The organism is Methylobacterium aerolatum, assembly GCF_022179085.1.
In the GTDB taxonomy this organism is placed as follows: domain Bacteria; phylum Pseudomonadota; class Alphaproteobacteria; order Rhizobiales; family Beijerinckiaceae; genus Methylobacterium; species Methylobacterium aerolatum.
Window position 1 is genome coordinate 110,573 of record NZ_BPQE01000008.1, and the last position, 20,086, is coordinate 130,658.

The following is a 20,086-nucleotide window of genomic DNA, read 5'->3' on the forward strand; positions in this document are numbered from 1 at the left end:
CGGTGTCTCCCGGCCCCCTCCCGACCCTCGTCAGTTCGTGAAGGCGGGCTTGCCGTCTTTGCCCTTCACGGTCTTCCACTCCTCGTGGATCAGGCCGACCACGTTGTCCGGCAGGGGCACGTAGTCGAGATCCGAGGCGAGCTTGTCGCCGTTCTTGTAGGCCCAGTCGAAGAACTTGAAGACTTCGGCGGTCTTGGCCGCGTCCGCCGGCTCCTTGTGGACCAGGATGAAGGTCGCGGCGGTGATCGGCCACGCATCCGCACCCGCTTGGTTGGTGAGCGAAATGCCGAAGCCGGGGGCGGCCTTCCAGTCGGCGCTGGCGGCAGCGGCCTGGAACGCCTTGTCGGTCGGCTCGGGGAAATTGCCGTCCTTGTTCTGGATGAGGGCGTGGGCCAGCTTGTTCTGCTTGGCGTAGGCCGACTCGACGTAGCCGATGGAGTTCGGGACCTGCTTCACGGTGGCGGTGACGCCCTCGTTGCCCTTGCCGCCCTGGCCCACGGGCCAGGAGATGGTGGTGGCGGCGCCGAAGTCCTTCTTCCAGGTCTCGGAGGCCTGGGAGAGGTAGGTGGTGAAGATGTTGGTCGTGCCCGAGGCATCGGAGCGGTAGACCGGCGTCACGTTGGCGTCGGGGAGCTTCACGCCCTCGTTCAGCTTGGCGATGCGCGGGTCCGACCACTTGGCGATCTTGCCGGCGTAGATGTCGGCGATCACGTCGCCGGTGAGCTTCAGCTTGCCGGGCTCGACGCCCTGGATGTTCACGACGGTGACGACGCCGCCCATGACGGTCGGGAACTGGATCAGGCCATCCTTGGCGAGCTGCTCACCCTTGAGGGGGGCGTCGGTGGCGCCGAAATCGACGGTCTTGGCCTGGATCTGCTTGATGCCGCCGCCCGAGCCGATCGACTGGTAGTTCAGTCCCGTGCCGGTCTCCTTGCGGTAGGCTTCCGCCCATTTGGAGTAGACGGGGAAGGGGAACGTGGCCCCTGCCCCGGTGATGTCGGCGGCGAGCGCCGCGGAGGCGAACTGGGCCGTCGCGAGGCCGAGGGCGAGCGCGTAAGCGAAGGGTTTCAAAGGATTCTCCGTCTCGGTCGGTCGCGCTGTCGCCGCACCCGGCGGGACCGCGCACATGCTCGGGGCACGAAGGGCCCGGCCGGCGACGCCGCGGTACTGCAGGGTTGTGACAGGCCAATGACACGCCCCGCCACCGGACCGGGGGAAACCACGTAACTCCCTGATCCCGTGGATCTTCCGCTTGTGACACCCCTCCGTTCGGGCGATGGCACGGTTTTCCCGTTCCTCGCGTTATTCCCATGAGAGCCGGTCAGGCGGGCATCACGCCGCCCCGCCCGGCGCCCGCCTCGGAATCAGAGGGGATCGAGGGTTGTGACGAGGCCAGTGGCGAAGGGGGACGGTGCCGGGGATCGATTCTGGCAGGCCCTGCACGAGGAGCGCGAGGCGCTGGAACGGGCGCTCGCCCTCGTCCAGGTCCGCCGCCGCATCGCCGTGGGCCCGGAGGAGACGGCGCAGGCCAAACGGGAGGAGGCCGACCTGCTCGTCGACCTCGATCGGGTGCTGACGCGTATCCGCGCGGAGGAATACCGGCGCCGGCCCGGCGCGCGGCAATGGTGAGGGGCTGACGCGGATGCCGCCCACCCGGCGGCGTCAGGCGGAGCGGCGGCGGTCTCGCTCCTTGTGGCGGAGGCGAAGCAGCAGATCGATCTGCGAATCGGGGATCGGCTGGGTGTCGATGCTGTCCTCGTACACCTGACGCAAGGTCTGCCCGAGATGGCCGGTATCGATTCCCGCGCCCGACTTCGCGGCCGAGTCCGGCCCGTCGGCTGCGACGATCACCTGGCTCATGGTTTCCTCCCGAAGCGGAAAACCCTCCCGGCCCCATGAACCGGAACAGTGACCCTGGTCGCATGAGATGGTTAATCGACCGTTACTATCAACCTATCGTTAAGCTTAACCGTCGATGAAGGCGATTTGCCGCGGGCGCGCCGGGATTCGAGACAGGATTCGGTGCTTTTCCTTAGGCGCCTTCGAGGAGGCGCGCGGCCGCCGCGCGGGCCTCGTCCGTCACCGTGGCGCCCGCGAGCATCCGGGCGATCTCCTCCCGGCGGGCCTCGACGGGCAGCATCGAGACCCGGGTAGCGACACGTCCCGCCCCCTTCACAGGCGCCTTGGCGATGAGCAGGTGCGTCGCCGCCCGCGCCGCCACCTGCGGCGCGTGGGTGACCGCCACCACCTGCACGGTCTGCGCGAGGCGGGCGAGGCGCAGGCCGATCGCGTCCGCCACCGCGCCGCCGACGCCCGTGTCGATCTCGTCGAAGATCAGGGTCGGGGCCGAGCCCTTGTCCGCCAGGACCACCTTGAGCGCCAGCATGAAGCGCGAGAGCTCGCCGCCTGAGGCGACGCGCATCATCGGCCCCGCCTTGGTGCCGGGATTGGTCTGCGCCCAGAATTCCGCCCGGTCGATCCCGGCGGGGTCCCGGGAGGCCGGATCGGTGGCGATCTCGGTGATGAAGCGCGCCCGCTCCAGCTTGAGGGGCGGCAGTTCCGCCTGCACGGCCGCATCGAGCTTACGGGCCGCCTTGCGGCGCCCGGCGCTCAGGGTTTCGGCGGCGGCGGCATAGGCCTCCTCGGCCTGCGCCTGGGCGGCTTCGAGGACGGCGAGTTCCGCCTCGCCCGCGTCGATGGCGGCCACGTCGCCGGTGAAGCGCTCCGCCAGGGCGGCGAGGTCGTCGGCGGCGACGTTGTACTTCCGGGCGGCGGCCCGGAGGGCGAAGAGGCGCTCTTCCACCCGCTCCAGCTCGCGGGGGTCGAACTCGGCCTCGGCCACCGCAGCCTCGATGGCCGCCCGCGCCTCGTCCAGGGCGACGAGGGCCGCGTCGAGGGCGGTGACGCATGGCTCCACCAGGGCCGGCAGCAGGGCGGCCCGCCGCTCGAGCTTGCGCAGGGCGGCCGACAGGTGGGGCACCGCCGATTGCGGGCCGCCGGCGGCGTCGAGGGCCTCGTTCAGCTCGCGGGCGATCTTTTCCGATTGCTGCATCACCGTGCGGCGTTCGGCGAGCGTCGCCTCCTCGCCGGGCTCGGGGGCGAGGGTGCCCAGTTCCTCCACCGCGTGGCGCAGGAAATCCGCCTCGCGCCGGGCCGCCTCCACCCGCGCGCGGTGCTCCCCGAGGGCGGTGCGGGCCGCCCGCACGGCCTTCGCGGCGGCGGCCACGCGGGCCGCCTGGGCCTGGAGGCCGCCGAAGGCGTCGAGGATCGCCCGGTGGGAGGCCGGATCCGCCAGCGCACGGTCGTCGTGCTGGCCGTGGATCTCCACCAGGGCGGCGCCGATGGCCCGGAGCACCTGGACGCCCACGGCCTGATCGTTGACGAAGGCGCGGGTGCGCCCGTCCGCCATCTGCGTGCGGCGCAGGATGAGGTCGCCCTCGGTGTCGATCTCGGACTCCGCCGCGATGCGCCGGGCGGGGTGATCGAGGGGGATGTCGAACACCGCCGTCACGCCGCCCTGCCCCTCGCCCGAGCGCACGAGCCGGCCGTCGCCCCGGCCGCCCAGGGCGAGGGCGAAGGCGTCGAGCAGGATCGACTTGCCGGCGCCGGTCTCGCCCGTGAGGACGGAGAGGCCTTCGCGGAAGTTCAGTTCGAGCTTGTCGATCAGAACGATGTCGCGGATCGCGAGCTGCGCGAGCATGCGGCGGCGGAGCATCCTAGTGGGCGAGAGGGGCCGGGAGCGCACTCCCAGGACCGGACTGCGTACATAGGACGGGCGCAGGCGCGATTCATCTGAAAAATCGCGGGGGGCGCGCAACGGGCAACCGTTTGCGGAGCCGTCACCGCATCCGGGGCGGAGCGGGCCTCACGTCCGTCGGTGCCGACGACGCGACGCGACCCAGGGTCGGCGCCACGTCCGGAGACGTGCCGCTGCCCTGGGTCGCGTCGCTCGCAAGGACGATGGAGGGGGGCGGACGCCCTCCCCCTTACTCCGCCGAGGCGGTCCTGCCCGTGAGGGTGCGGAAGGTCCGCGACAGGAAGGAGGACTTCTCCTCGCGCGGCTCGAGGCCGTTGCTGGCCAGGAGCGCGTGGGCATCCTTGTACCAGGGCGAGTCGGGGAAGTTGTGGCCCAGCACGGCGGCGGCGTTCTGCGCCTCCTGCGGGATGCCGAGCGCCCAGTAGGCCTCGGTCAGGCGCTCCAGCGCCTCCTCGGCGTGGCGGGTGGTCTGGTACTTGGAGACCACGTCGCGGAAGCGGTTGATCGCCGCCGGGAAGTTGCGCCGCTCCAGGTAGTAGCGGCCGACTTCCATCTCCTTGCCGGCGAGCTGGTCGCGGGTGATCTGGATCTTGGCCTTGGCGTCGGCGGCGTATTCGGAGGTCGGGTAGCGCTGCACCAGCTCCTGCAGGGCAACGAGAGCCTTCTCCGAGCGGTCCTGGTCGCGGGTCACGTCCGGGATCTGCTTGTAGTTCGACATCGCGATCAGGTACTGCGCGTAGGCCGCATCCTTGCTGGCCGGATGCCGCTGCAGGTACAGCTTCGAGGCGTTGATCGCGTCGTCGTACTTCTGGCCCTCGTAATTCGCGTAGGCCGTCATCAGCAGCGACTTCCGGCCCCACTCGGAATACTGGTACTGCTTGCTGACGCCGTCGAACTTCTTGACGGCGGCCTCGTAGTCGCTGTCCTCCATCTTGGCCAAGCCCTCGCTGTAGAGCTTGTCGGCGGGGACATCCGGGATGACCTCGGGCTTGTACTTCTCGGCGAACAGGCCGGTGGGATCGAAGTCGCAGCCGCCGAGGCCGAGGCCGAGCAAGGCCACGAGGGGCGCTGCCAGGACCGCCGACCGGCTGCGGCCGTGATGACGCGTGGTGACCAGCATTCTCGCGCTCTTTCCCCGATCCGGCGCGGTTGTCGCCGGCGTGCCATCCCGTGGCGGACTTCCAGACCCCGGGAGGGGCCGTGTCCGCCGTTTACGGGCGGTTAAACCGTGACGCTCGATTCTGGCGTGAAAACGGCGGCGGTGAGGCGGTTCGCGTGAGATGCGCGGTGTGACCGGGCCGCCACAGCCCCGGCGGAGCCCCTACAGCTCGGCCGAGAGGGGCGCGAGACCGAGGCTCGCGCCGAGTTCGACGAGGCTGCCCTCGCGCCGGGAGCCGGCCGCTTCCTCGATCATGTAGTTGGCGCGATCCGAGAACAGGGCGGAGAGCACGCCGACATTCATCCGGTGGCCGCCGCAATAGGAGCGGTAGGCGCCCTGGATCGGCAGGCCGGCCAAGGCGAGGTCGCCGACCGCGTCGAGGATCTTGTGGCGGACGAACTCGTCGGGGAAGCGCAGCCCCTCGGGGTTGACCACGCCGGTCTCGCCGACGGCGACGGTGTTCTCCAGGGAGGCGCCCAGGGCGAACCCGGCCTTCCAGTAGCGCTCCACGTCCTTCATCATGCCGAAGGTGCGGGCCCCGGCGATCTCCCGGCGATAGGACGCCGGCGACAGGTCCATGGCCTTGCGCGAGCGTCCGATCACCGGGTTGTCGAAGTCGATCTCGACATCGACGCGGAAGCCCCGGTCGATCGGGCGGAGTTCCGCGAAGGCGCGGCCCACCTCGATGCGCACGGGGCGCAGGATCTTGAGCCAGCGCTTGGGCGCCGCGCAGGTGGCGATGCCCGCCGCGTCGATGGCGTCCACGAAGAGTTTGGCAGACCCGTCGAGGATGGGCAGCTCCGGTCCGTCGATCTCGATGAGGGCGTTGTCGATGCCAAGTCCGAAGAGGGCGGACATCAGGTGCTCGATCGTGGCGACGGCCCCGGTCTCGACGTCACCGATCACGGTGCAGAGTTCGGTGGCGGAGACGAGAGCGTGGTGGGCCTTGATCAGGCGGTCGTTGCCGAAGGGGGTGCCGGTGCGGAGGAAGGCGATGCCGTGGTTGGCGGCGGCGGGCCGGATGGTGAGCGAGGCGGGGTTCCCGGAATGGACCCCTACGCCGGAGAGCGTAGCCGCAGCCTTGAGAGTCGTCTGATTGTTCGTTCGCATTCCTGAGCCCTCGGCCGCGATCCGGCTTCGCCAACCCGTCTTGATAGAGATGGCGCGCGCTCCGATCCGTCCGCTGCTTGAAATCCCTGATGCCGCTGACAGGTTGTATCCCGGCGGCCAGTTCGTTGTTCCGAGGTTAGCTATAGCTGCGCTGCGCAACCGAGCCAAATCACGGATTCTTACCGCGTGTTACAAGCAGGGCCGTAGGTCGCGATCCGTAAAACGTCGACCCATCAACGGGTTAAAAGTTGGTTGCGCGGTGGCTTATCCACGGCGGATCTGTGGCACGATTACATCGCCGGGCCGCCGGTCTTAGCATAAACAAAGACCCCGCGCCGGGTCATCCCGAGGAATGACTCAACGTAGGGTTGAATTTGCTGCATTGCGGCAAGCGGGGGTGGCCCCGCCGGATGAGGATCACCGGACCGGACGGGGACCGCGCGGAAGGGCGGCGGTGGCGAGAACCCCTCGCCACCGCGGCCGACTTAATTCGCCTGGCGGCGAAGGAAAGCCGGAATCTCCAGCTGGTCGTCGTCCATCAGGCGCGCCTGGGGCATGGCCCGGCCCTGACCGTCGAGATTGCCCTGGGCCGGACGGTACTGCGGCGCCTGGGGCAGGGGCGCGCGGGGCGCCTGCGGCAGCGGCGGCTGGTACGAGGCGGGAGCCTGGGGAGCGGCCGGGGCCTGGGCCCGGGGCGCGGCGGCGGGCGCCGCCTCGTCCTCGCGCCGTCCGCCGAAGCCCACCGTGGCGAGGCGGCGGAGCAGCGAGGTCCGCTTCGACTCGGGCGCCGAGTCCTCCGTGGCCCGCTGCGCCGCGATCTGGCTCTGCGCGATGGGCGGCAGTTCGTGGATCTGCGGCATCCGCGGCGGGCGGGCCACCGGCGGCGGCACGAACGGGCCGCTGTGCAGCTGCGGCGCGGCCTCGGCCTGCGGGGCGGCGGGGGCCGGGACGAAGGGCGCGGCGGAGCGGGGCGGGACGGGGGCGAGCATCACGTCGTCGCGGGAGGTCACCGGGGCCGGCTCGGGCCGGATCTCCGGACGGCGCTCCATCAGCGGCGCGGCGGCGGGCGGCGCCACCTGCACGGCGGGCATGGCCGGCGCGGTCGCCGGGGCGGCGACGGACTCGGTGCGGATGCTCGGCACCGGCGAGGACGCGCGGGCGCGGGCCTCGGCGCGCAGGCGCTCGGCCACCTCGGCGATGCGCTGCTCGGTCTCGGCGATGGCCGGGTTGTTCGGCGAGTTCGCGGAGATCAGGGCCGGCTCGATGCCGGTGGCGACCACCGACACGCGGATGATGCCGTCCAGGCTCTCGTCGAAGGTGGCGCCGAGGATGATGTTGGCGTCCTGATCGACCTCCTCGCGGATGCGGGTGGCGGCCTCGTCGAGCTCGTACAGGGTCAGGTCCGAGCCGCCGGTGATCGAGATCAGCAGGCCGCGGGCGCCCTTCATCGACACGTCGTCGAGGAGCGGGTTGGCGATGGCCGCCTCCGCGGCGCGGTTGGCGCGCTTCTCGCCGGAGGCCTCGCCGGTGCCCATCATCGCCTTGCCCATGCCGCGCATGATCGCGCGCACGTCGGCGAAGTCGAGGTTGATGAGGCCTTCCTTGACCATCAGGTCGGTGATGCAGGCCACACCCGAGTAGAGCACTTGGTCGGCCATCGCGAAGGCGTCGGCGAAGGTGGTCTTCTCGTTGGCGACCCGGAACAGGTTCTGGTTGGGGATCACGATCAGGGTATCGACCGCGGCCTGCAGCTCCTGGATGCCCGACTCGGCGGTGCGCATCCGGCGCACGCCCTCGAACTGGAACGGCTTCGTGACGACGCCGACGGTGAGAATGCCCATCTCACGGGCGGTGCGGGCGATGACCGGGGCCGCGCCGGTGCCGGTGCCGCCGCCCATGCCGGCGGTGATGAAGCACATGTGGGCGCCGGAGAGCTGGTCGCGGATCTCGTCCATCACCTCGTCGGCGGCCGCCGAGCCGACCTCCGGGTGCGACCCGGCGCCGAGGCCCTGCGTCACGTTCAGGCCCATCTGGATGACCCGCTCGGCCTTCGAGGAGGTGAGCGCCTGGGCGTCGGTGTTGGCCACCACGAACTCGCAGCCGAGCAGGCCCGACTCGATCATGTTGTTGACGGCGTTGCCCCCGGCGCCGCCGACGCCGAAGACCGTGATGCGGGGCTTGAGTTCCCGGATGTCCGGCGCCTGGAGGGAGATGGCCATGGTGTCGAGCCTCTGCTGAACGTCGTTGTCGCGTGGCGCCTCGCGGCGCCGGTTGTGTCGTGGGCGCCCCTCGCGGAGCGTTAGAAACTGTCCCTGATCCAGCGGACGACCCGCGGGATGTACCGATCGGTGCCAGTGGCGGCGAAGGCACCGTGCCCGCGCGGCTCGAAATACTCGGCGTGGGCGACCTGCGGGTACACGAGCAGGCCGACCGCCGCCGAGAAGGCCGGCCCCTTGGCCGCCTCGGGCAGGCCCCGGATGCCCAGCGGGCGCCCGATGCGGACCTGTCCCTGCATCACCCGCCGGGCCACCTCGGGGAGCCCGACGAGCTGGCTCGCACCGCCCGTCAGCACGACCCGGCGGCCGGCCTGGGCGGCGAAGCCCGCGTTGCGGAGCCGGTCGCGGACCAGCTCCACCACTTCCTCGACCCGGGGCTTGATGATCCGCACCAGCTGCGAGCGGGGGATGTGCACCGGGGCGTCGCCCTCGTCCTCGCCGACGCCGTGGACCGCGATCATGTCGCGCTCGTCGGAGGGGGAGGAGATGGCCGACCCGTAGAGGGTCTTCAGCCGCTCGGCCGCCGCCACGCGGGTCGAGAGGCCGCGGGCGATGTCCATGGTGACGTGATGGCCGCCGACCGCGAGGGCGTCGCAATGGACCAAGTGGCCGCCGGAGAACACGCCGACGCTCGTCGTGCCGCCGCCCATGTCGACGACGCACACGCCCATCTCCGCCTCGTCGTCCACCAGGGCCGAGAGGCCGGCGGCGTAGGGCGTGGCGATCACCGCCTCGACGCCGAGGTGGCAATGCTCAATCGCCAGCATGACGTTGCGGGCGGCGGCGAGCTCGGTGGTGACGACGTGCAGGTCGACGCCCAGCGCCTCGCCGATCATCCCCGAGGGGTCGATCACGGCGCCCTGCCCGTCCAGGGCGTAGCCGGTCGGCAGGGCGTGGAGCACGGCCCGGCCGGGGCTGACGCCGTGGGCGCTCGCCGTCTCCAGCACCCGCTCCACGTCGGAGCCGGTGACGCTCCCCGAGCGGACGTTGACCCGCGCCTGATAGTGCTGCGAGGCGAGCCGCCCGCCGGACATGTTCACGATGACCGACTGGACCTCGACCTTGGCCATCCGCTCGGCGGCGTGGACCGCCTGGCGGATCGCGCCCTCGGCGGCCTCCAGGTCGACGATGGCGCCGCCCTTCAGGCCCAGCGAGCGCTGGTGGCCGATGCCGATGATCCGCGCGAGGTGCGTGCGACCGCGCAGGGTCGAGAGCGCCTCGGCGGGCTGCAGTTCCGCGATCAGGCAGACCACCTTGCTCGTGCCGATGTCGAGGACCGAGAGGATCGTCGAGCGGCGGGCCGAGAGCGGCTTCAGACGCGGCGTGAGGCCGTGTTGGCTGTGCATGAAACGCTACCGGACGCGGAAGGCGGGATGGAGGGCGGGGGCGGGGAAGGGTCCGGCACTCATGTCGGCGCCCCCGGCTTCTTCTTCTGGGCCTGCTGCGCCTCGGCGCGGGCGGCGGCGGCCTCCTCGGTGAGACGCACCACCACGCGGTCCGGCATTCGCAGGTCGACGGCGATGATGTCCTTTTCCAGGAGCTTGTCGCGGCCCTCGAGGCGCACGAGGCGGGCGAGCGCCCCGGCCGGGTCCGTCTCGGGCAGGCGCACGTCGACGCCGTCGAGCTTCAGCGTCCAGCGGCGGCCGGAGACGAAGGTCCCGGCCTTGATCCGGTCGGCGAGCGGGCCGGCGGAAGCGATCAGGGCGAGGTATTCCGGCAGCTTGGCGTTGGCGTTCTCGCCGACCACCAGTGGCAGGCTGGCGTAGCGGTCGTCGCGCATGGCGTCGATCACCGTGCCGTCGGCGGCGATGACGTTGATCACGCCGTCCTTCTGCCACAGGGCGGCGGGCTCCCGCTCCACCTGGGTGATGACGATGTCGCCGGGATAGATCTTGCGCACCGAGGCCTGGGCGATCAGCGGCACCCGCAGGAGCCGGTCGCGCGCCTCGGTCACGTCGAGGAAGGGCACGGAGGAGCGCCAGTCGATGCCGGCGGCGGCGAGCACCTCGCGCTCGTACATCCGGGAGATGCCGGTGATCGTGACCCGGCGCACGCCGAAGCCGCACATCCGGGCGATGAAATCGAGGGGGCGGCCCTGCTCGACGACGAAGGACTCGTAGCGGCCGCTGGCCACGAAGCCGGTCAGCGCGACGGCGGCGAGCGCCGCCGACACGCCCACGAGGCCCGTGCCCCGGGGCAGCCGCTCCGCCCAGGACTGCCCGGCCCGCAGGCGGCGGACCGACAGGCTGCGGGACGACGACCGCAGGGAGAACCGCCCGAGCAACGCCGCGCCGACCCGCGCAGCGGCGCCCGGAGCCCGGCCAGATGCCGGGCTCAGCGATTCAGGGAAGCGTCCTCCACCATCCATCGGACGAGCTCACCGAAACTCAGGCCCGCATGGGCCGCCATATCCGGCACAAGGCTCGTCTGGGTCATACCGGGTTGCGTGTTGACCTCGAGCACGACGAGGGCACCGGTTCCACCCGGTGTATCGTCGTAGCGAAGGTCCGCACGGCTGACGCCTCGGCAGCCCAGCGCTTGATGCGCCGTTAACGCCAACTCTTGGACCCGGTGGTAAACATTTGGTTTAATTTCGGCGGGCAGAACGTGGATCGACCCCCCCGGCGCGTACTTGGCGTCGTAATCGTACCACTCCCCCGTGGCGGCCTTGATGTCGATGACGCCGAGTGCCCTGTCGCCCATCACGGCGCAGGTCAGTTCGCGGCCGGCAATGTAAGGTTCCACAAGGACTTGCTCGCCGAAACGCCACTCGTCCGAGGCGAGGATCTGCGGCGGGTGGGAGCGGCCGTCGCGGACGATGATGACGCCCATCGACGAGCCTTCCGCGTTCGGCTTCACCACGTACGGTGGTGGCAGCACATGGGCGCGGGCGGCCTCGAGACGGTTAACGATCAGGCCGCCGGGGACGTCGACGCCGGCGGCGCGCATCACCGTCTTGGCGCGGTCCTTGTCCATGGCCAGCGCCGAGGCGAGGACTCCGGAATGGGTGTAGGGAATCTTCAGGATTTCCAGGAGGCCCTGGATCGTCCCGTCCTCCCCGGCCGGCCCGTGCAGGGCGTTGAAGGCGACATCCGGCCGAAGCTGCGTCAGCACGGTAGGAATGTCGGCCCCGACATCGATCCGAGAGACGCGGAACCCCTCCCCTTCCAGGGCGTCGGCGCAGGCCTTGCCGGAGTTGAGCGAGACCTCCCGCTCGGAGGAGGTGCCACCCATCAGGACGGCGACGTGACGGGTCATGGTGTGGGCTCCGGTCGTCTTCGTGCGAATCGGCATTCAGGCCGCGGCCGGCATCGGAACGCCGATCCGCTTGATCTCCCAGCGCAGTTCCACGCCGCTGGTCTCGCGGACCCGGCGGCGGACCTCCTCGCCCAGGCCCTCGATGTCGGCGGCGGTGGCCCCGCCCCGGTTGATGAGGAAGTTGCAGTGCATCTCGCTCACCTGCGCCCCGCCGCGGGTGAGGCCCCGGCAGCCGGCGGCGTCGATCAGTTGCCACGCCTTCCCGCCCTCGGGGTTGGCGAAGGTGGAGCCGCCGGTGCGCTCGCGGATCGGCTGGGCCGCCTCGCGGGCGGCGGTGACCCGCTCCATCTCGGCTTCGATGGCCTGCCTGCCGCCGGGCCGTCCTTCGAACAGGGCTGAGGTGAAGATCACGTCGTCGGGCGCGCCGCAGTGCCGGTAGGAGAAGCCCATCTCCGCATGGTCGAACCGGCGCCGATTTCCCCGCCGGTCGATGCCCCATGCCTCCACGAACACATCGGTGGTCTCGCCGCCATGGGCGCCGGCATTCATCCGCAGCGCCCCGCCGACCGAGCCGGGGATGCCCCGGTAGAAAGCGAGCCCGTCGAGGGAGGCCTCCGCCGCCGCCTTGGCGAGCCGCATGTCCGGCACGGCGGTGCCCGCCCTGAGACGGGTGCCATCGATCTCGACCGAGCCGAAAGCCTTGCCGCCCAGGCGCACCGTGACGCCGGGGATGCCGCCGTCGCGGACGATCAGATTCGAGCCGAGGCCGATCACCGTCACCGGGACCTCCGGGTCGAGGGCGGCGAGCAGGACCGCGAGGTCCTCCTCGTCGGCGGGCGTGAACAGAACCTCCGCCGGGCCGCCGACGCGGAACCACGTCAGGTCCGCGAGGCTCGCCCCCGCGACGAGGCGGCCCCGGAGGGCGGGGACGGCGGCGCGCAGGGTGTCGTGGAGGACATTTGATGTCATGATGGGAATCGGTTCATGATCCCCGCTGAGTCGGGGGCAGGATGGGACGGGTATCCCGCGAAATCGTCTACACACGTGCCGCCGCGAGAGCGCTCTCCCGCATGCCGGCCGAGACGGAGCGGCTGATCCGCGACAAGCTTCGCCCCTATGCCGCCGAACCGGGGGCACTTTCCAACAACGTCAAGGCGTTGAGGGGCGAAGGCCTGCGTTATCGCCTTCGCATCGGTGACTGGCGCGCGGTCTTCACCCTTGAGGCGGATCGGGTCATCGTTCACGATGTCGGTCCCCGCGGATCCATCTACGGGTAGGAGCGGAACCGTGACCATCGTACGAACCGTGACGCCGGCGGGCGAGGCGATCGTGATCCTGCCGGAGGCCGAGTTCGACCGCCTGCGCGATCTCGCTGAGGATGGCGGTGACACGCGGATCGTCGAGGCATCCCTGGCGCGGCTTCGTGCGGGGGAGGACGAGCTTCTGACCGAAGCCGATCTCGATGATCTGCGCGCGGCGCCGAGTCCCCTCGCCTTCTGGCGAGCGCGTCGGTCCGTATCCCCGGAGGCGCTGGCGCGACAGGCCGGACTGTCGGCCGAGACGGTCGCGGCGCTGGAAGCTGGCCGGACGACCGCCGACACGGCCGTCTTCGAGCGGTTGGCGCAGGCCCTCGGCGTCGAGGCCGAGGACATCACCCCCTAGTGCAACGACGCACTCACTTCGTTCATGCGCCCCTGCAATAGGATTTTGTTTTTGCATCAATTTCCCAAGATCCGGCTGACGCCTCTGTCTGGATCGATGCACTAGGGCCGTCTGCACTCTCACCCCCGCGCCGCCAGCTCACCCGGCAGCGCGTACGCCCACTGCGTGATCGTCCCCGCTCCGAGGCACACGACGTAATCGCCGGGCTTGGCGAGGTCCGCGACGAGGCCGGGCAGGTCCTCCGGTCGTTCCAGGGCGCGGGCGTCGCGGTGGCCGCGGGATCGCAGGCCGGCGACGAGGCTGTCGCGGTCGAAGCCCTCGATCGGCGCCTCGCCCGCCGCGTAGACCGGGGCGACGATCACCGTGTCGGCATCGTTGAAGCAGGTGCAGAAATCGTCGAACAGCGATTGCAGGCGGGTGTAGCGGTGGGGCTGCACCACCGCGATCACGCCGTGGTCCGTCGAGGCGCGGGCGGCCTTCAGCACCGCCTTGATCTCCACCGGATGGTGCCCGTAATCGTCGAAGATCGCCGCGCCGTTCCACTCGCCCGTGCGGGTGAAGCGCCGCTTCACGCCGCCGAAGCCGGCCAGCGCGTTGCGGATCGCCTCGGGTTTCACGCCGAGTTCGTGGGCCACCGCCAGGGCCGCCGTGGCGTTCAGCGCGTTGTGCTTGCCCGGCATGGGCAGGACGAGATCCTCCATCTCCATCCGGTAGCCCGGCCGCCGGTCGCGGATCATCACCCGGAACTTGCTCTGGCCGCCGCGCAGATCGACGTCGATCAGGCGCACGTCCGCCTGTGGGTTCTCGCCGTAGGTGATGATGCGCCGGTCCTCGATGTGGCCGACGAGGTCCTGCACCACCGGATGGTCGATGCACATCACCGCGAAGCCGTAGAACGGGATGTTGTCGATGAAGCGCCGGAACGCGTCCTTGATCGCGTCGAACGAGCCGAAATGGTCGAGGTGCTCGGGGTCGATGTTGGTGACGATGGCGACGTCCGCCGGCAGCTTGAGGAAGGTGCCGTCCGATTCGTCGGCCTCCACCACCATCCAGTCGCCCGCGCCCATGCGGGCGTTGGTGCCGTAGGCGTTGATGATGCCGCCGTTGATGACCGTGGGGTCGAGGTTGCCGGCATCGAGCAGGGTGGCGACAAGAGAGGTCGTCGTCGTCTTGCCGTGGGTGCCCGCCACCGCGACGCAGGACTTGAACCGCATCAGCTCGGCCAGCATCTCGGCGCGGCGGACCACGGGCAGGCGCGCCTCGCGGGCGGCCTGGAGCTCGGGGTTGTCCCGGCGGATCGCCGTCGAGACCACGACGAGCCCGGCCTCCGCGACGTTGGCGGCGTCGTGCCCGACGAAGGTGCGCATCCCCTTCTCGGCGAGCCGCCGGACGTTGGCGTTGTCCGAGGCGTCGGACCCCTGCACCGTGTAGCCGAGGTTGTGCATCACCTCTGCGATGCCGGACATGCCGATGCCGCCGATGCCGATGAAGTGGATGGGTCCGAGCTTTTCGGGCAGCTTCATGGGGTCAAACCTTCGGTGGCGGGCGCAGCCTCCGCCGATCCGGCGTGGCAGGTTGCGTCACTCATCAGTTTCGGCCGCGTCGCGGCGCTCAGGAACGGGCCGCCGTCCCGACGCAGGTCTCGACCACGACTTGGGCGAGCCGCTCGGCGGCATCGTGAATTCCCGCGCTTCTCGCCGCATCGGCGGCCGTGGTCAATTTTCCCGGGTTCTCGAACAACTCGACGAGGTCGGCGGCGAGGCGATCCGGCGTGAAGGCGGTCTGCTTGAGGGCGATGGCGCCGCCGATGGCCTCCAGCGTCGCGGCGTTGGCCGCCTGATCCTGATCGAGGGCGCCCGGCAGCGGCACGAGGATCGCCGGCCGGCCGATGGCCGCGAGTTCCGAGACCGTCGAGGCGCCCGAGCGCGAGACGACGAGGTGAGCCGCCGCCATCCGGGCCGGCAGGTCCTTGAAGAACGGCGCCGCCTCCAGCCCCGCGAGACCCATGGCGAGGTAGCGGTTCTGGACGGCGGTGAGATCCTCGGGCCGCACCTGCTGGGTGATGTGGAGCCGCGCCCGCAGGTCGGCGGGCAGGCGCTCCACCGCCGGGGGGACGATCTCGCCCATGATCCGCGCGCCCTGGCTGCCGCCGAAGACGAGGAGCCGGAAGGCGTCGCCCTCGGCCAGCGCCGGATAGGGCGTGCGCGCTGCCGCGATCACCGCCGGCCGCAGGGGGTTGCCGGTGTGGACCCGCCGGGCGGTGGCCTTGTCGGGGATACCCCGGACGTCCTTGAAGCCGGTGGCGATGGTCCGTGCCCCCCGGGCGAGGAAGGCGTTCGCCCGCCCCATCACCGCGTTCTGCTCGTGCAGCAGCGTCGGCACCCGCAGGAGCTGGGCGGCGAGCACCGGCGGCACGGTCGGGTAGCCGCCGAAGCCGACGACCGCCGCCGGGTTCATCCGCCGGATCGCCTTGGCCGCGTCGCCGAAGCCGCGCCCGAGGGTGACCACCGCGCCGGCCCGCCGGATGAGGTTCATGCCCGAGGGCGTGGCCGAGCGGATCGTGACGATCTCGGAGGCGGGGAAATCCCCCGCGATGGAATCCACCCGCGCGTCGGTGGCCAGCGCCACCCGGATGCCCCGGGCGCGCAAGGCGTGGGCGAGGCTCTCGGCCGGGAAGAGGTGGCCTCCGGTCCCCCCGGCGCAGAGGAGGATGGTGGGCGTGAGGACGGTCACTGCATCACCCCGGCCACGGCGGAGGGCGCGGTGCCCGGCGGCTTCTGGCTGAGCAGCACGGTGCGCGGGCGCTTGCGGGTCAGCGCCACGAGGAAGCCGGTGCCCAGCGCCAGCGAGAACATCGACGAGCCGCCGAAGGAGACGAAGGGCAGGGTCATGCCCTTGGCCGGCATGAGTTGGGTGTTCACTGCCATGTTGATGCACGCCTGCAAGCCGAACAGGGTCGTCAGCCCCGTGATCGCCAGCCGCGAGAACGTATCGTCCGTGCGCCGGGCGAGCTTGAGGCCGCGGAGCACGATGTAGGCGAAGAGGGCGACGAGGCACAGGCAGACGATGACGCCGAATTCCTCGCCGATCACCGAGAACAGGAAGTCGGTATGGGCGTCGGGCAGGTGGCGCTTGGCGACGCCCTCCCCCGGCCCGGTGCCGAACCAGCTCCCCGAGCGGAAGGATTCCCGCGACCAGAATTCCTGGAAGCCGCCGCCCGCGCCGTCGTCGCCCCGGTCGAGGAACTTGTTGAAGCGCTCGCGGACGTGGTGGAAGAACGTGTAGGCGGCGAAGACCCCGGCGAGGCCGAACACGCCGAGCGCCCCGACCCAGATCAGGTGCAGGCCCGCGACGAAGAGCAGGGCCGACCACGTCATGGTGATCAGCATGGTCTGGCCGAAATCCGGCTGGAGTAGCAAGGGCACGATGGTCACCGGAAGGATCGCGAGGCCCAGGATCCCGCCCGGCATGTCGCGGCGCTGCGCGCCCTCGGAGAAGGCCCAGGCGGCGACCACCACGAAGGCCGGCTTCACGAACTCGGAGGGCTGCAGGCCGAAGGCGCCGAACTGGATCCAGCGGTGCGCGCCCTTGATCTCCGGCCCGAACTTCGTCGCCAGGAGGCACAGCACCACGCCCGAGATCCAGGTGAACAGGGCGAGCCGCCGGATGCCGCGCAGGCTGAGGAAGGAGACGGCGCAGATGATCAGCACCGTCGGCGCAAGGTACATCGCCTGGCGGTTGAGGAAGTAGAAGGTCGGCAGGCCGATGCGCTCGGCCACCGGCGGGCCGCCGCCCATCAGGAAGACGAGGCCGGCCACCATCAGCGCGACGAGGGCCGCGAGCAGGCCGCGGTCCACCGTCCACCACCAGTCCGTCAGGGGGGTGCGTTCGGCGCGGGACATCATGGGCGTGCGATTGCCTCCCGGCGCCCTGGCCTGCGGCGCGCGAGCCGGGAGCTTGTCCGCGAATGGTAAATGCTTCCCTACGGCGGCCGGGTGGCGTTCCCGAACCGTGAGCCGTAACCGGTCCTTAACCGGGTGTATTCAATCTGCGGTTGTATCCTTCAGAGATGCCGCTGCCATGTTTCTCGCCCGCCATTCCCATGACAGCGCCAAGCTCGCCGCCCTCGACCGGGCGCAGGCCATCATCGAGTTCGACCTGATCGGGCGGATCCTCACCGCCAACGCGAATTTCCTCGCGGTGGTCGGATACAACCTGGAGGAGATTGTCGGCCGTCCTCACGCGATGTTCGTGGCGCCCGATTACGCGGCCTCGGCGGAATACCGGACCTTCTGGGACCGGCTGCGCGCCGGGGAGTTCCAGGCGGCGCAGTACTGCCGTCTCGCCAAGGGCGGCCGGGAGGTCTGGATCCAGGCGTCCTACAACCCGATCCTCGACCGGGACGGCAAGCCGGTGAAGGTGATCAAGTTCGCCACGGACATCACCGACCAGATTCGCCTGCTCAACAACCTGCGCACCCTGATCGACCGCAACTTCGCGGAGATCGACGCGGCGGTGGCCCATGCGGGCACGGCCTCGCACTCGGCCGGCGAGGCGGCCGTCACGGCGACGATGAGCGTGCAGACCATGGCGGCGGCGGCGGAGGAACTCGCCGCCTCGGTGGGCGAGGTCTCGCAGAGCATGGTCCGCTCCCGGGAGGCGACCGACGCCGCCTTCCAGCAGGTCGAGGCGGTGGAGGGACGCACGCAGCGGCTCACGCAGGCGGCCTCCGCCATGGGCGGCATCGTCGCCCTGATCCAGACCATCGCCGGCCAGATCAACCTGCTCGCCCTCAACGCCACCATCGAGGCGGCCCGGGCCGGCGAGGCGGGGCGCGGCTTCGCCGTGGTGGCGAGCGAGGTGAAGGCCCTGGCCGCCCAGGCGGCGCGGGCCACCGAGCAGATCCATGCCGAGATCGGCAATGTCCAGGCGGTGTCGAAGGAAGTCGTGGTCGCCCTCGACTCCATCCGCGCCTCCGTCGGCGTGATGCGCTCCCACGTGGTGACCACGGCGGGCGCCGTCGAGGAGCAGGACGCGGTGACCCGCGACCTCTCCCGCAGCATGCACGAGGCGGCCCGGTCGGTCTCGGGCATCTCGACGGATATCGGCGCCATCGGCGCCGCCGTCTCGCAGGTCAACCAAGCGGTCGGCACCACGCGCGAGGCGGCGCGGGTGCTGGCCCGGTGAGGGGGGACGCGTCACCACATCGCTTCTCCTCCCGCTCCGAGACGGCTTGGCGCCCCCTCTCCCCGCCTGCGGGGAGAGGGCTGAGCCCCCTTGCCGGGGGCGAAGCGAGGCGGCAGCCGAGGGTGAGGGGCCGTAACGGACGAGTCTCCACCGGGGAGTCCCCTCACCTCCGCTGCGGCTTCGCCTCCGCTTCCCACGGACACGACGAGGTGTCCGTGGGCCTCTCCCCGCAGGCGGGGAGAGGGGGATCCGCGCAGCGGTTCCTGACGGATGTCAGGGCAAGGCCTTCACCAACTCCCGGAACCGGTCGCCCCGGATCTCGAAATTCCTGAACTGGTCGTAGGAGGCGCAGGCCGGCGAGAGGAGCACCACCGGCTCAGGCGCGCCCGAGGCGGCGGCGTTGGCGGCGGCCTGCTCCACCGCCACGTCGAGGGTGCCGCAGCGGGTGTAGGGCACGGCGCCCTCCAGCGTCGCCGCGAAGGCGTCGGTGGCCGCGCCGATGAGGTAGGCGTGGGCGACCCGTTCGAAATACGGGACGAGGGGGAAGATGCCCCCTTCCTTGGCCTTGCCGCCGAGGATCCAGTGGATGTCCCGGAAGGCGGTGAGGGCCTTCTCCGTCGAGTCGGCGTTGGTCGCCTTCGAATCGTTGACGAAGAGCACGGCGCCCCGGCGGCGGACCTCCTCCATCCGGTGCGGCAGGCCGGGGAACGAGACCAGCCCCGCGCGGATCCTGTCCGGATCGACGTCCAGGGCGCGGGCGACGGCCACGGCGACGGCCGCGTTCTGCCAGTTGTGGGCGCCCCGCAGGGAGCCGATGCCGTTGACGTCGGCCAGCACCTCGCCCGCCCCGTCGCGGACATGCCCGTCGGCGACGCCGAGCCCCTCCGCCGGGACGGAGCCCGCGCCGACATGCACCCGCACCAGCCGGTCGCTCCGCCGGTCGGCGATGGCCCGGCTGGGGGCGTCGTCGATGCCCACCACCGCGAGGCCCGCGCCCTGGATCAGCCGCTCCTTGATGGCGGCGTACTGCTCCATCGTCCCGTGGCGGTCGAGGTGGTCGGGGGTGATGTTCATCAGGACGCCGACGCTCGGATCCAGCGAGGGCGTCAGGTCGATCTGGAAGGAGGACAGCTCGATCACGTGGACGCGGTTGCCGTCCGGCGGCGCCAGCGACAGGATCGCGGTGCCGATGTTGCCGCCCATCTGCACGTCGCGGCCCGCCTCGGCGAGGACGTGGGCGATGAGCGCGGTGGTGGTCGACTTGCCGTTGGTGCCGGTGATGGCGACGAACGGCGCCCCCGGCGCGCGGGCCCGGCGCTCCCGGCAGAACAGCTCGATGTCGCCGACGATCTCGACCCCGGCCTCCTTCGCCCGCCGGACGCTCCAATGCGGCTCGGGGTGGGTCAGCGGCACGCCCGGCGCCAGGACGAGGGCGGCAAAGTTCGACCAGTCGGCCTCCCGCAGGTCGGCGGTGGGGATGCCCTCGGCGGATGCCTTCGCCACGCCCTCGGCGCCGTCGTCCCACGCGACCACCTCCGCGCCGCCCGCGAGCAGGGCACGGGCGGTGGCCAGCCCCGAGCCGCCGAGGCCGAACAGGGCCACGTGCTGGCCGGAGAAGGTGGTGACGGGGGTCATGGATCGTCGTTCCGAACGCGTGTCCCCTCCCCCTTGTGGGGA

18 protein-coding genes are annotated in these 20,086 nt (G+C 70.9%); 4 read left to right on the plus strand and 14 right to left on the minus strand.

The features are described from left to right. Positions 1 to 30 precede the first annotated feature (30 nt). Entirely contained in the window at positions 31 to 1,071 is a 1,041-nt protein-coding gene (pstS, locus tag MFF06_RS06010) for a phosphate ABC transporter substrate-binding protein PstS (protein WP_238202112.1), read from the minus strand. Positions 1,072 to 1,383: 312 nt separating this feature from the next. Here pstS and MFF06_RS06015 point away from each other — a divergent pair, with 312 nt between their 5' ends. After that, positions 1,384 to 1,629, plus strand: a complete 246-nt coding sequence (locus MFF06_RS06015) for a hypothetical protein (RefSeq protein WP_238202113.1) — start codon at positions 1,384 to 1,386, stop codon at positions 1,627 to 1,629. 33 nt (positions 1,630 to 1,662) lie between these two features. Here the strand turns inward: MFF06_RS06015 and MFF06_RS06020 are convergent, their stop codons facing one another. The 9 genes from MFF06_RS06020 to murB form a co-directional block, all read right to left on the minus strand. Then, positions 1,663 to 1,860, minus strand: a complete 198-nt coding sequence (locus MFF06_RS06020) for a hypothetical protein (RefSeq protein ID WP_238202114.1) — start codon at positions 1,858 to 1,860, stop codon at positions 1,663 to 1,665. Positions 1,861 to 2,032: 172 nt separating this feature from the next. Further along, positions 2,033 to 3,700, minus strand: a complete 1,668-nt coding sequence (gene recN, locus MFF06_RS06025) for a DNA repair protein RecN (RefSeq protein ID WP_238202115.1) — start codon at positions 3,698 to 3,700, stop codon at positions 2,033 to 2,035. A 286-nt stretch (positions 3,701 to 3,986) separates the two neighbouring features. Continuing rightward, complete coding sequence (locus MFF06_RS06030) at positions 3,987 to 4,877, minus strand: outer membrane protein assembly factor BamD (RefSeq protein ID WP_238202116.1); 891 nt, start codon at positions 4,875 to 4,877, stop codon at positions 3,987 to 3,989. A gap of 201 nt (positions 4,878 to 5,078) precedes the next feature. Then, on the minus strand, positions 5,079 to 6,026 hold the full coding sequence (lpxC, locus tag MFF06_RS06035; protein ID WP_238202117.1) for a UDP-3-O-acyl-N-acetylglucosamine deacetylase: 948 nt from the start codon (positions 6,024 to 6,026) through the stop codon (positions 5,079 to 5,081). A 485-nt stretch (positions 6,027 to 6,511) separates the two neighbouring features. Further along, the gene (gene ftsZ, locus MFF06_RS06040) at positions 6,512 to 8,245 is read right to left on the minus strand and encodes a cell division protein FtsZ (protein WP_238202118.1); all 1,734 of its coding nucleotides are present in this window, start codon (positions 8,243 to 8,245) and stop codon (positions 6,512 to 6,514) included. A gap of 80 nt (positions 8,246 to 8,325) precedes the next feature. Next, positions 8,326 to 9,648 carry a cell division protein FtsA gene (gene ftsA, locus MFF06_RS06045; RefSeq protein ID WP_238202119.1) on the minus strand — a complete coding sequence of 441 codons (1,323 nt, stop codon included), beginning with the start codon at positions 9,646 to 9,648 and terminating at the stop codon, positions 8,326 to 8,328. A 59-nt stretch (positions 9,649 to 9,707) separates the two neighbouring features. Then, complete coding sequence (locus MFF06_RS06050; protein WP_238202120.1) at positions 9,708 to 10,670, minus strand: cell division protein FtsQ/DivIB; 963 nt, start codon at positions 10,668 to 10,670, stop codon at positions 9,708 to 9,710. Beyond that, a complete protein-coding gene (locus tag MFF06_RS06055) occupies positions 10,637 to 11,560 on the minus strand; it encodes a D-alanine--D-alanine ligase (RefSeq protein WP_238202121.1) in 924 nt (307 codons plus the stop codon). The genes MFF06_RS06050 and MFF06_RS06055 overlap by 34 nt, the downstream gene beginning before the upstream one ends. A gap of 36 nt (positions 11,561 to 11,596) precedes the next feature. Continuing rightward, positions 11,597 to 12,529, minus strand: coding sequence for a UDP-N-acetylmuramate dehydrogenase (murB, locus tag MFF06_RS06060; RefSeq protein ID WP_238202122.1), 933 nt, complete (start codon positions 12,527 to 12,529; stop codon positions 11,597 to 11,599). 101 nt (positions 12,530 to 12,630) lie between these two features. Here murB and MFF06_RS06065 point away from each other — a divergent pair, with 101 nt between their 5' ends. Together MFF06_RS06065 and MFF06_RS06070 are read left to right on the plus strand one after the other, a co-directional pair. Further along, entirely contained in the window at positions 12,631 to 12,837 is a 207-nt protein-coding gene (locus MFF06_RS06065) for a type II toxin-antitoxin system RelE family toxin (RefSeq protein WP_238202123.1), read from the plus strand. 10 nt (positions 12,838 to 12,847) lie between these two features. Further along, the gene (locus tag MFF06_RS06070; protein WP_238202124.1) at positions 12,848 to 13,222 is read left to right on the plus strand and encodes a helix-turn-helix transcriptional regulator; all 375 of its coding nucleotides are present in this window, start codon (positions 12,848 to 12,850) and stop codon (positions 13,220 to 13,222) included. Between the two features lie 119 nt (positions 13,223 to 13,341). On the opposite strand, the gene murC is transcribed toward MFF06_RS06070, so the two are convergent. The 3 genes from murC to MFF06_RS06085 all read right to left on the minus strand — a co-directional run bounded on the left by murC (position 13,342) and on the right by MFF06_RS06085 (position 17,127). Next, positions 13,342 to 14,745, minus strand: coding sequence for a UDP-N-acetylmuramate--L-alanine ligase (gene murC / locus MFF06_RS06075; protein WP_238202125.1), 1,404 nt, complete (start codon positions 14,743 to 14,745; stop codon positions 13,342 to 13,344). Between the two features lie 88 nt (positions 14,746 to 14,833). Beyond that, complete coding sequence (murG, locus tag MFF06_RS06080) at positions 14,834 to 15,955, minus strand: undecaprenyldiphospho-muramoylpentapeptide beta-N-acetylglucosaminyltransferase (protein WP_238202126.1); 1,122 nt, start codon at positions 15,953 to 15,955, stop codon at positions 14,834 to 14,836. Further along, the gene (locus MFF06_RS06085; RefSeq protein ID WP_238202127.1) at positions 15,952 to 17,127 is read right to left on the minus strand and encodes an FtsW/RodA/SpoVE family cell cycle protein; all 1,176 of its coding nucleotides are present in this window, start codon (positions 17,125 to 17,127) and stop codon (positions 15,952 to 15,954) included. The genes murG and MFF06_RS06085 overlap by 4 nt, the downstream gene beginning before the upstream one ends. Positions 17,128 to 17,302: 175 nt before the next feature. Between MFF06_RS06085 and MFF06_RS06090 the strand changes: the two genes are divergently transcribed. Next, positions 17,303 to 18,409 carry a methyl-accepting chemotaxis protein gene (locus tag MFF06_RS06090; RefSeq protein ID WP_238202128.1) on the plus strand — a complete coding sequence of 369 codons (1,107 nt, stop codon included), beginning with the start codon at positions 17,303 to 17,305 and terminating at the stop codon, positions 18,407 to 18,409. Between the two features lie 273 nt (positions 18,410 to 18,682). On the opposite strand, the gene murD is transcribed toward MFF06_RS06090, so the two are convergent. Beyond that, positions 18,683 to 20,044, minus strand: coding sequence for a UDP-N-acetylmuramoyl-L-alanine--D-glutamate ligase (murD, locus tag MFF06_RS06095; protein ID WP_238202129.1), 1,362 nt, complete (start codon positions 20,042 to 20,044; stop codon positions 18,683 to 18,685). Positions 20,045 to 20,086 lie beyond the last annotated feature (42 nt).

What these genes read in the sequence shown, in the direction of transcription:
- lpxC (WP_238202117.1), bottom strand. Translation starts at nt 6,026, where the DNA reads ATGCGAACGAACAATCAGACGACTCTCAAGGCTGCGGCTACGCTCTCC.
- MFF06_RS06085 (WP_238202127.1), bottom strand. Translation starts at nt 17,127, where the DNA reads ATGATGTCCCGCGCCGAACGCACCCCCCTGACGGACTGGTGGTGGACG.
- MFF06_RS06065 (WP_238202123.1), top strand. Translation starts at nt 12,631, where the DNA reads ATGCCGGCCGAGACGGAGCGGCTGATCCGCGACAAGCTTCGCCCCTAT.
- recN (WP_238202115.1), bottom strand. Translation starts at nt 3,700, where the DNA reads ATGCTCGCGCAGCTCGCGATCCGCGACATCGTTCTGATCGACAAGCTC.
- murC (WP_238202125.1), bottom strand. Translation starts at nt 14,745, where the DNA reads ATGAAGCTGCCCGAAAAGCTCGGACCCATCCACTTCATCGGCATCGGC.
- MFF06_RS06055 (WP_238202121.1), bottom strand. Translation starts at nt 11,560, where the DNA reads ATGACCCGTCACGTCGCCGTCCTGATGGGTGGCACCTCCTCCGAGCGG.
- murD (WP_238202129.1), bottom strand. Translation starts at nt 20,044, where the DNA reads ATGACCCCCGTCACCACCTTCTCCGGCCAGCACGTGGCCCTGTTCGGC.
- MFF06_RS06030 (WP_238202116.1), bottom strand. Translation starts at nt 4,877, where the DNA reads ATGCTGGTCACCACGCGTCATCACGGCCGCAGCCGGTCGGCGGTCCTG.
- MFF06_RS06020 (WP_238202114.1), bottom strand. Translation starts at nt 1,860, where the DNA reads ATGAGCCAGGTGATCGTCGCAGCCGACGGGCCGGACTCGGCCGCGAAG.
- MFF06_RS06090 (WP_238202128.1), top strand. Translation starts at nt 17,303, where the DNA reads ATGTTTCTCGCCCGCCATTCCCATGACAGCGCCAAGCTCGCCGCCCTC.
- ftsA (WP_238202119.1), bottom strand. Translation starts at nt 9,648, where the DNA reads ATGCACAGCCAACACGGCCTCACGCCGCGTCTGAAGCCGCTCTCGGCC.
- ftsZ (WP_238202118.1), bottom strand. Translation starts at nt 8,245, where the DNA reads ATGGCCATCTCCCTCCAGGCGCCGGACATCCGGGAACTCAAGCCCCGC.
- MFF06_RS06050 (WP_238202120.1), bottom strand. Translation starts at nt 10,670, where the DNA reads ATGGATGGTGGAGGACGCTTCCCTGAATCGCTGAGCCCGGCATCTGGC.
- murB (WP_238202122.1), bottom strand. Translation starts at nt 12,529, where the DNA reads ATGACATCAAATGTCCTCCACGACACCCTGCGCGCCGCCGTCCCCGCC.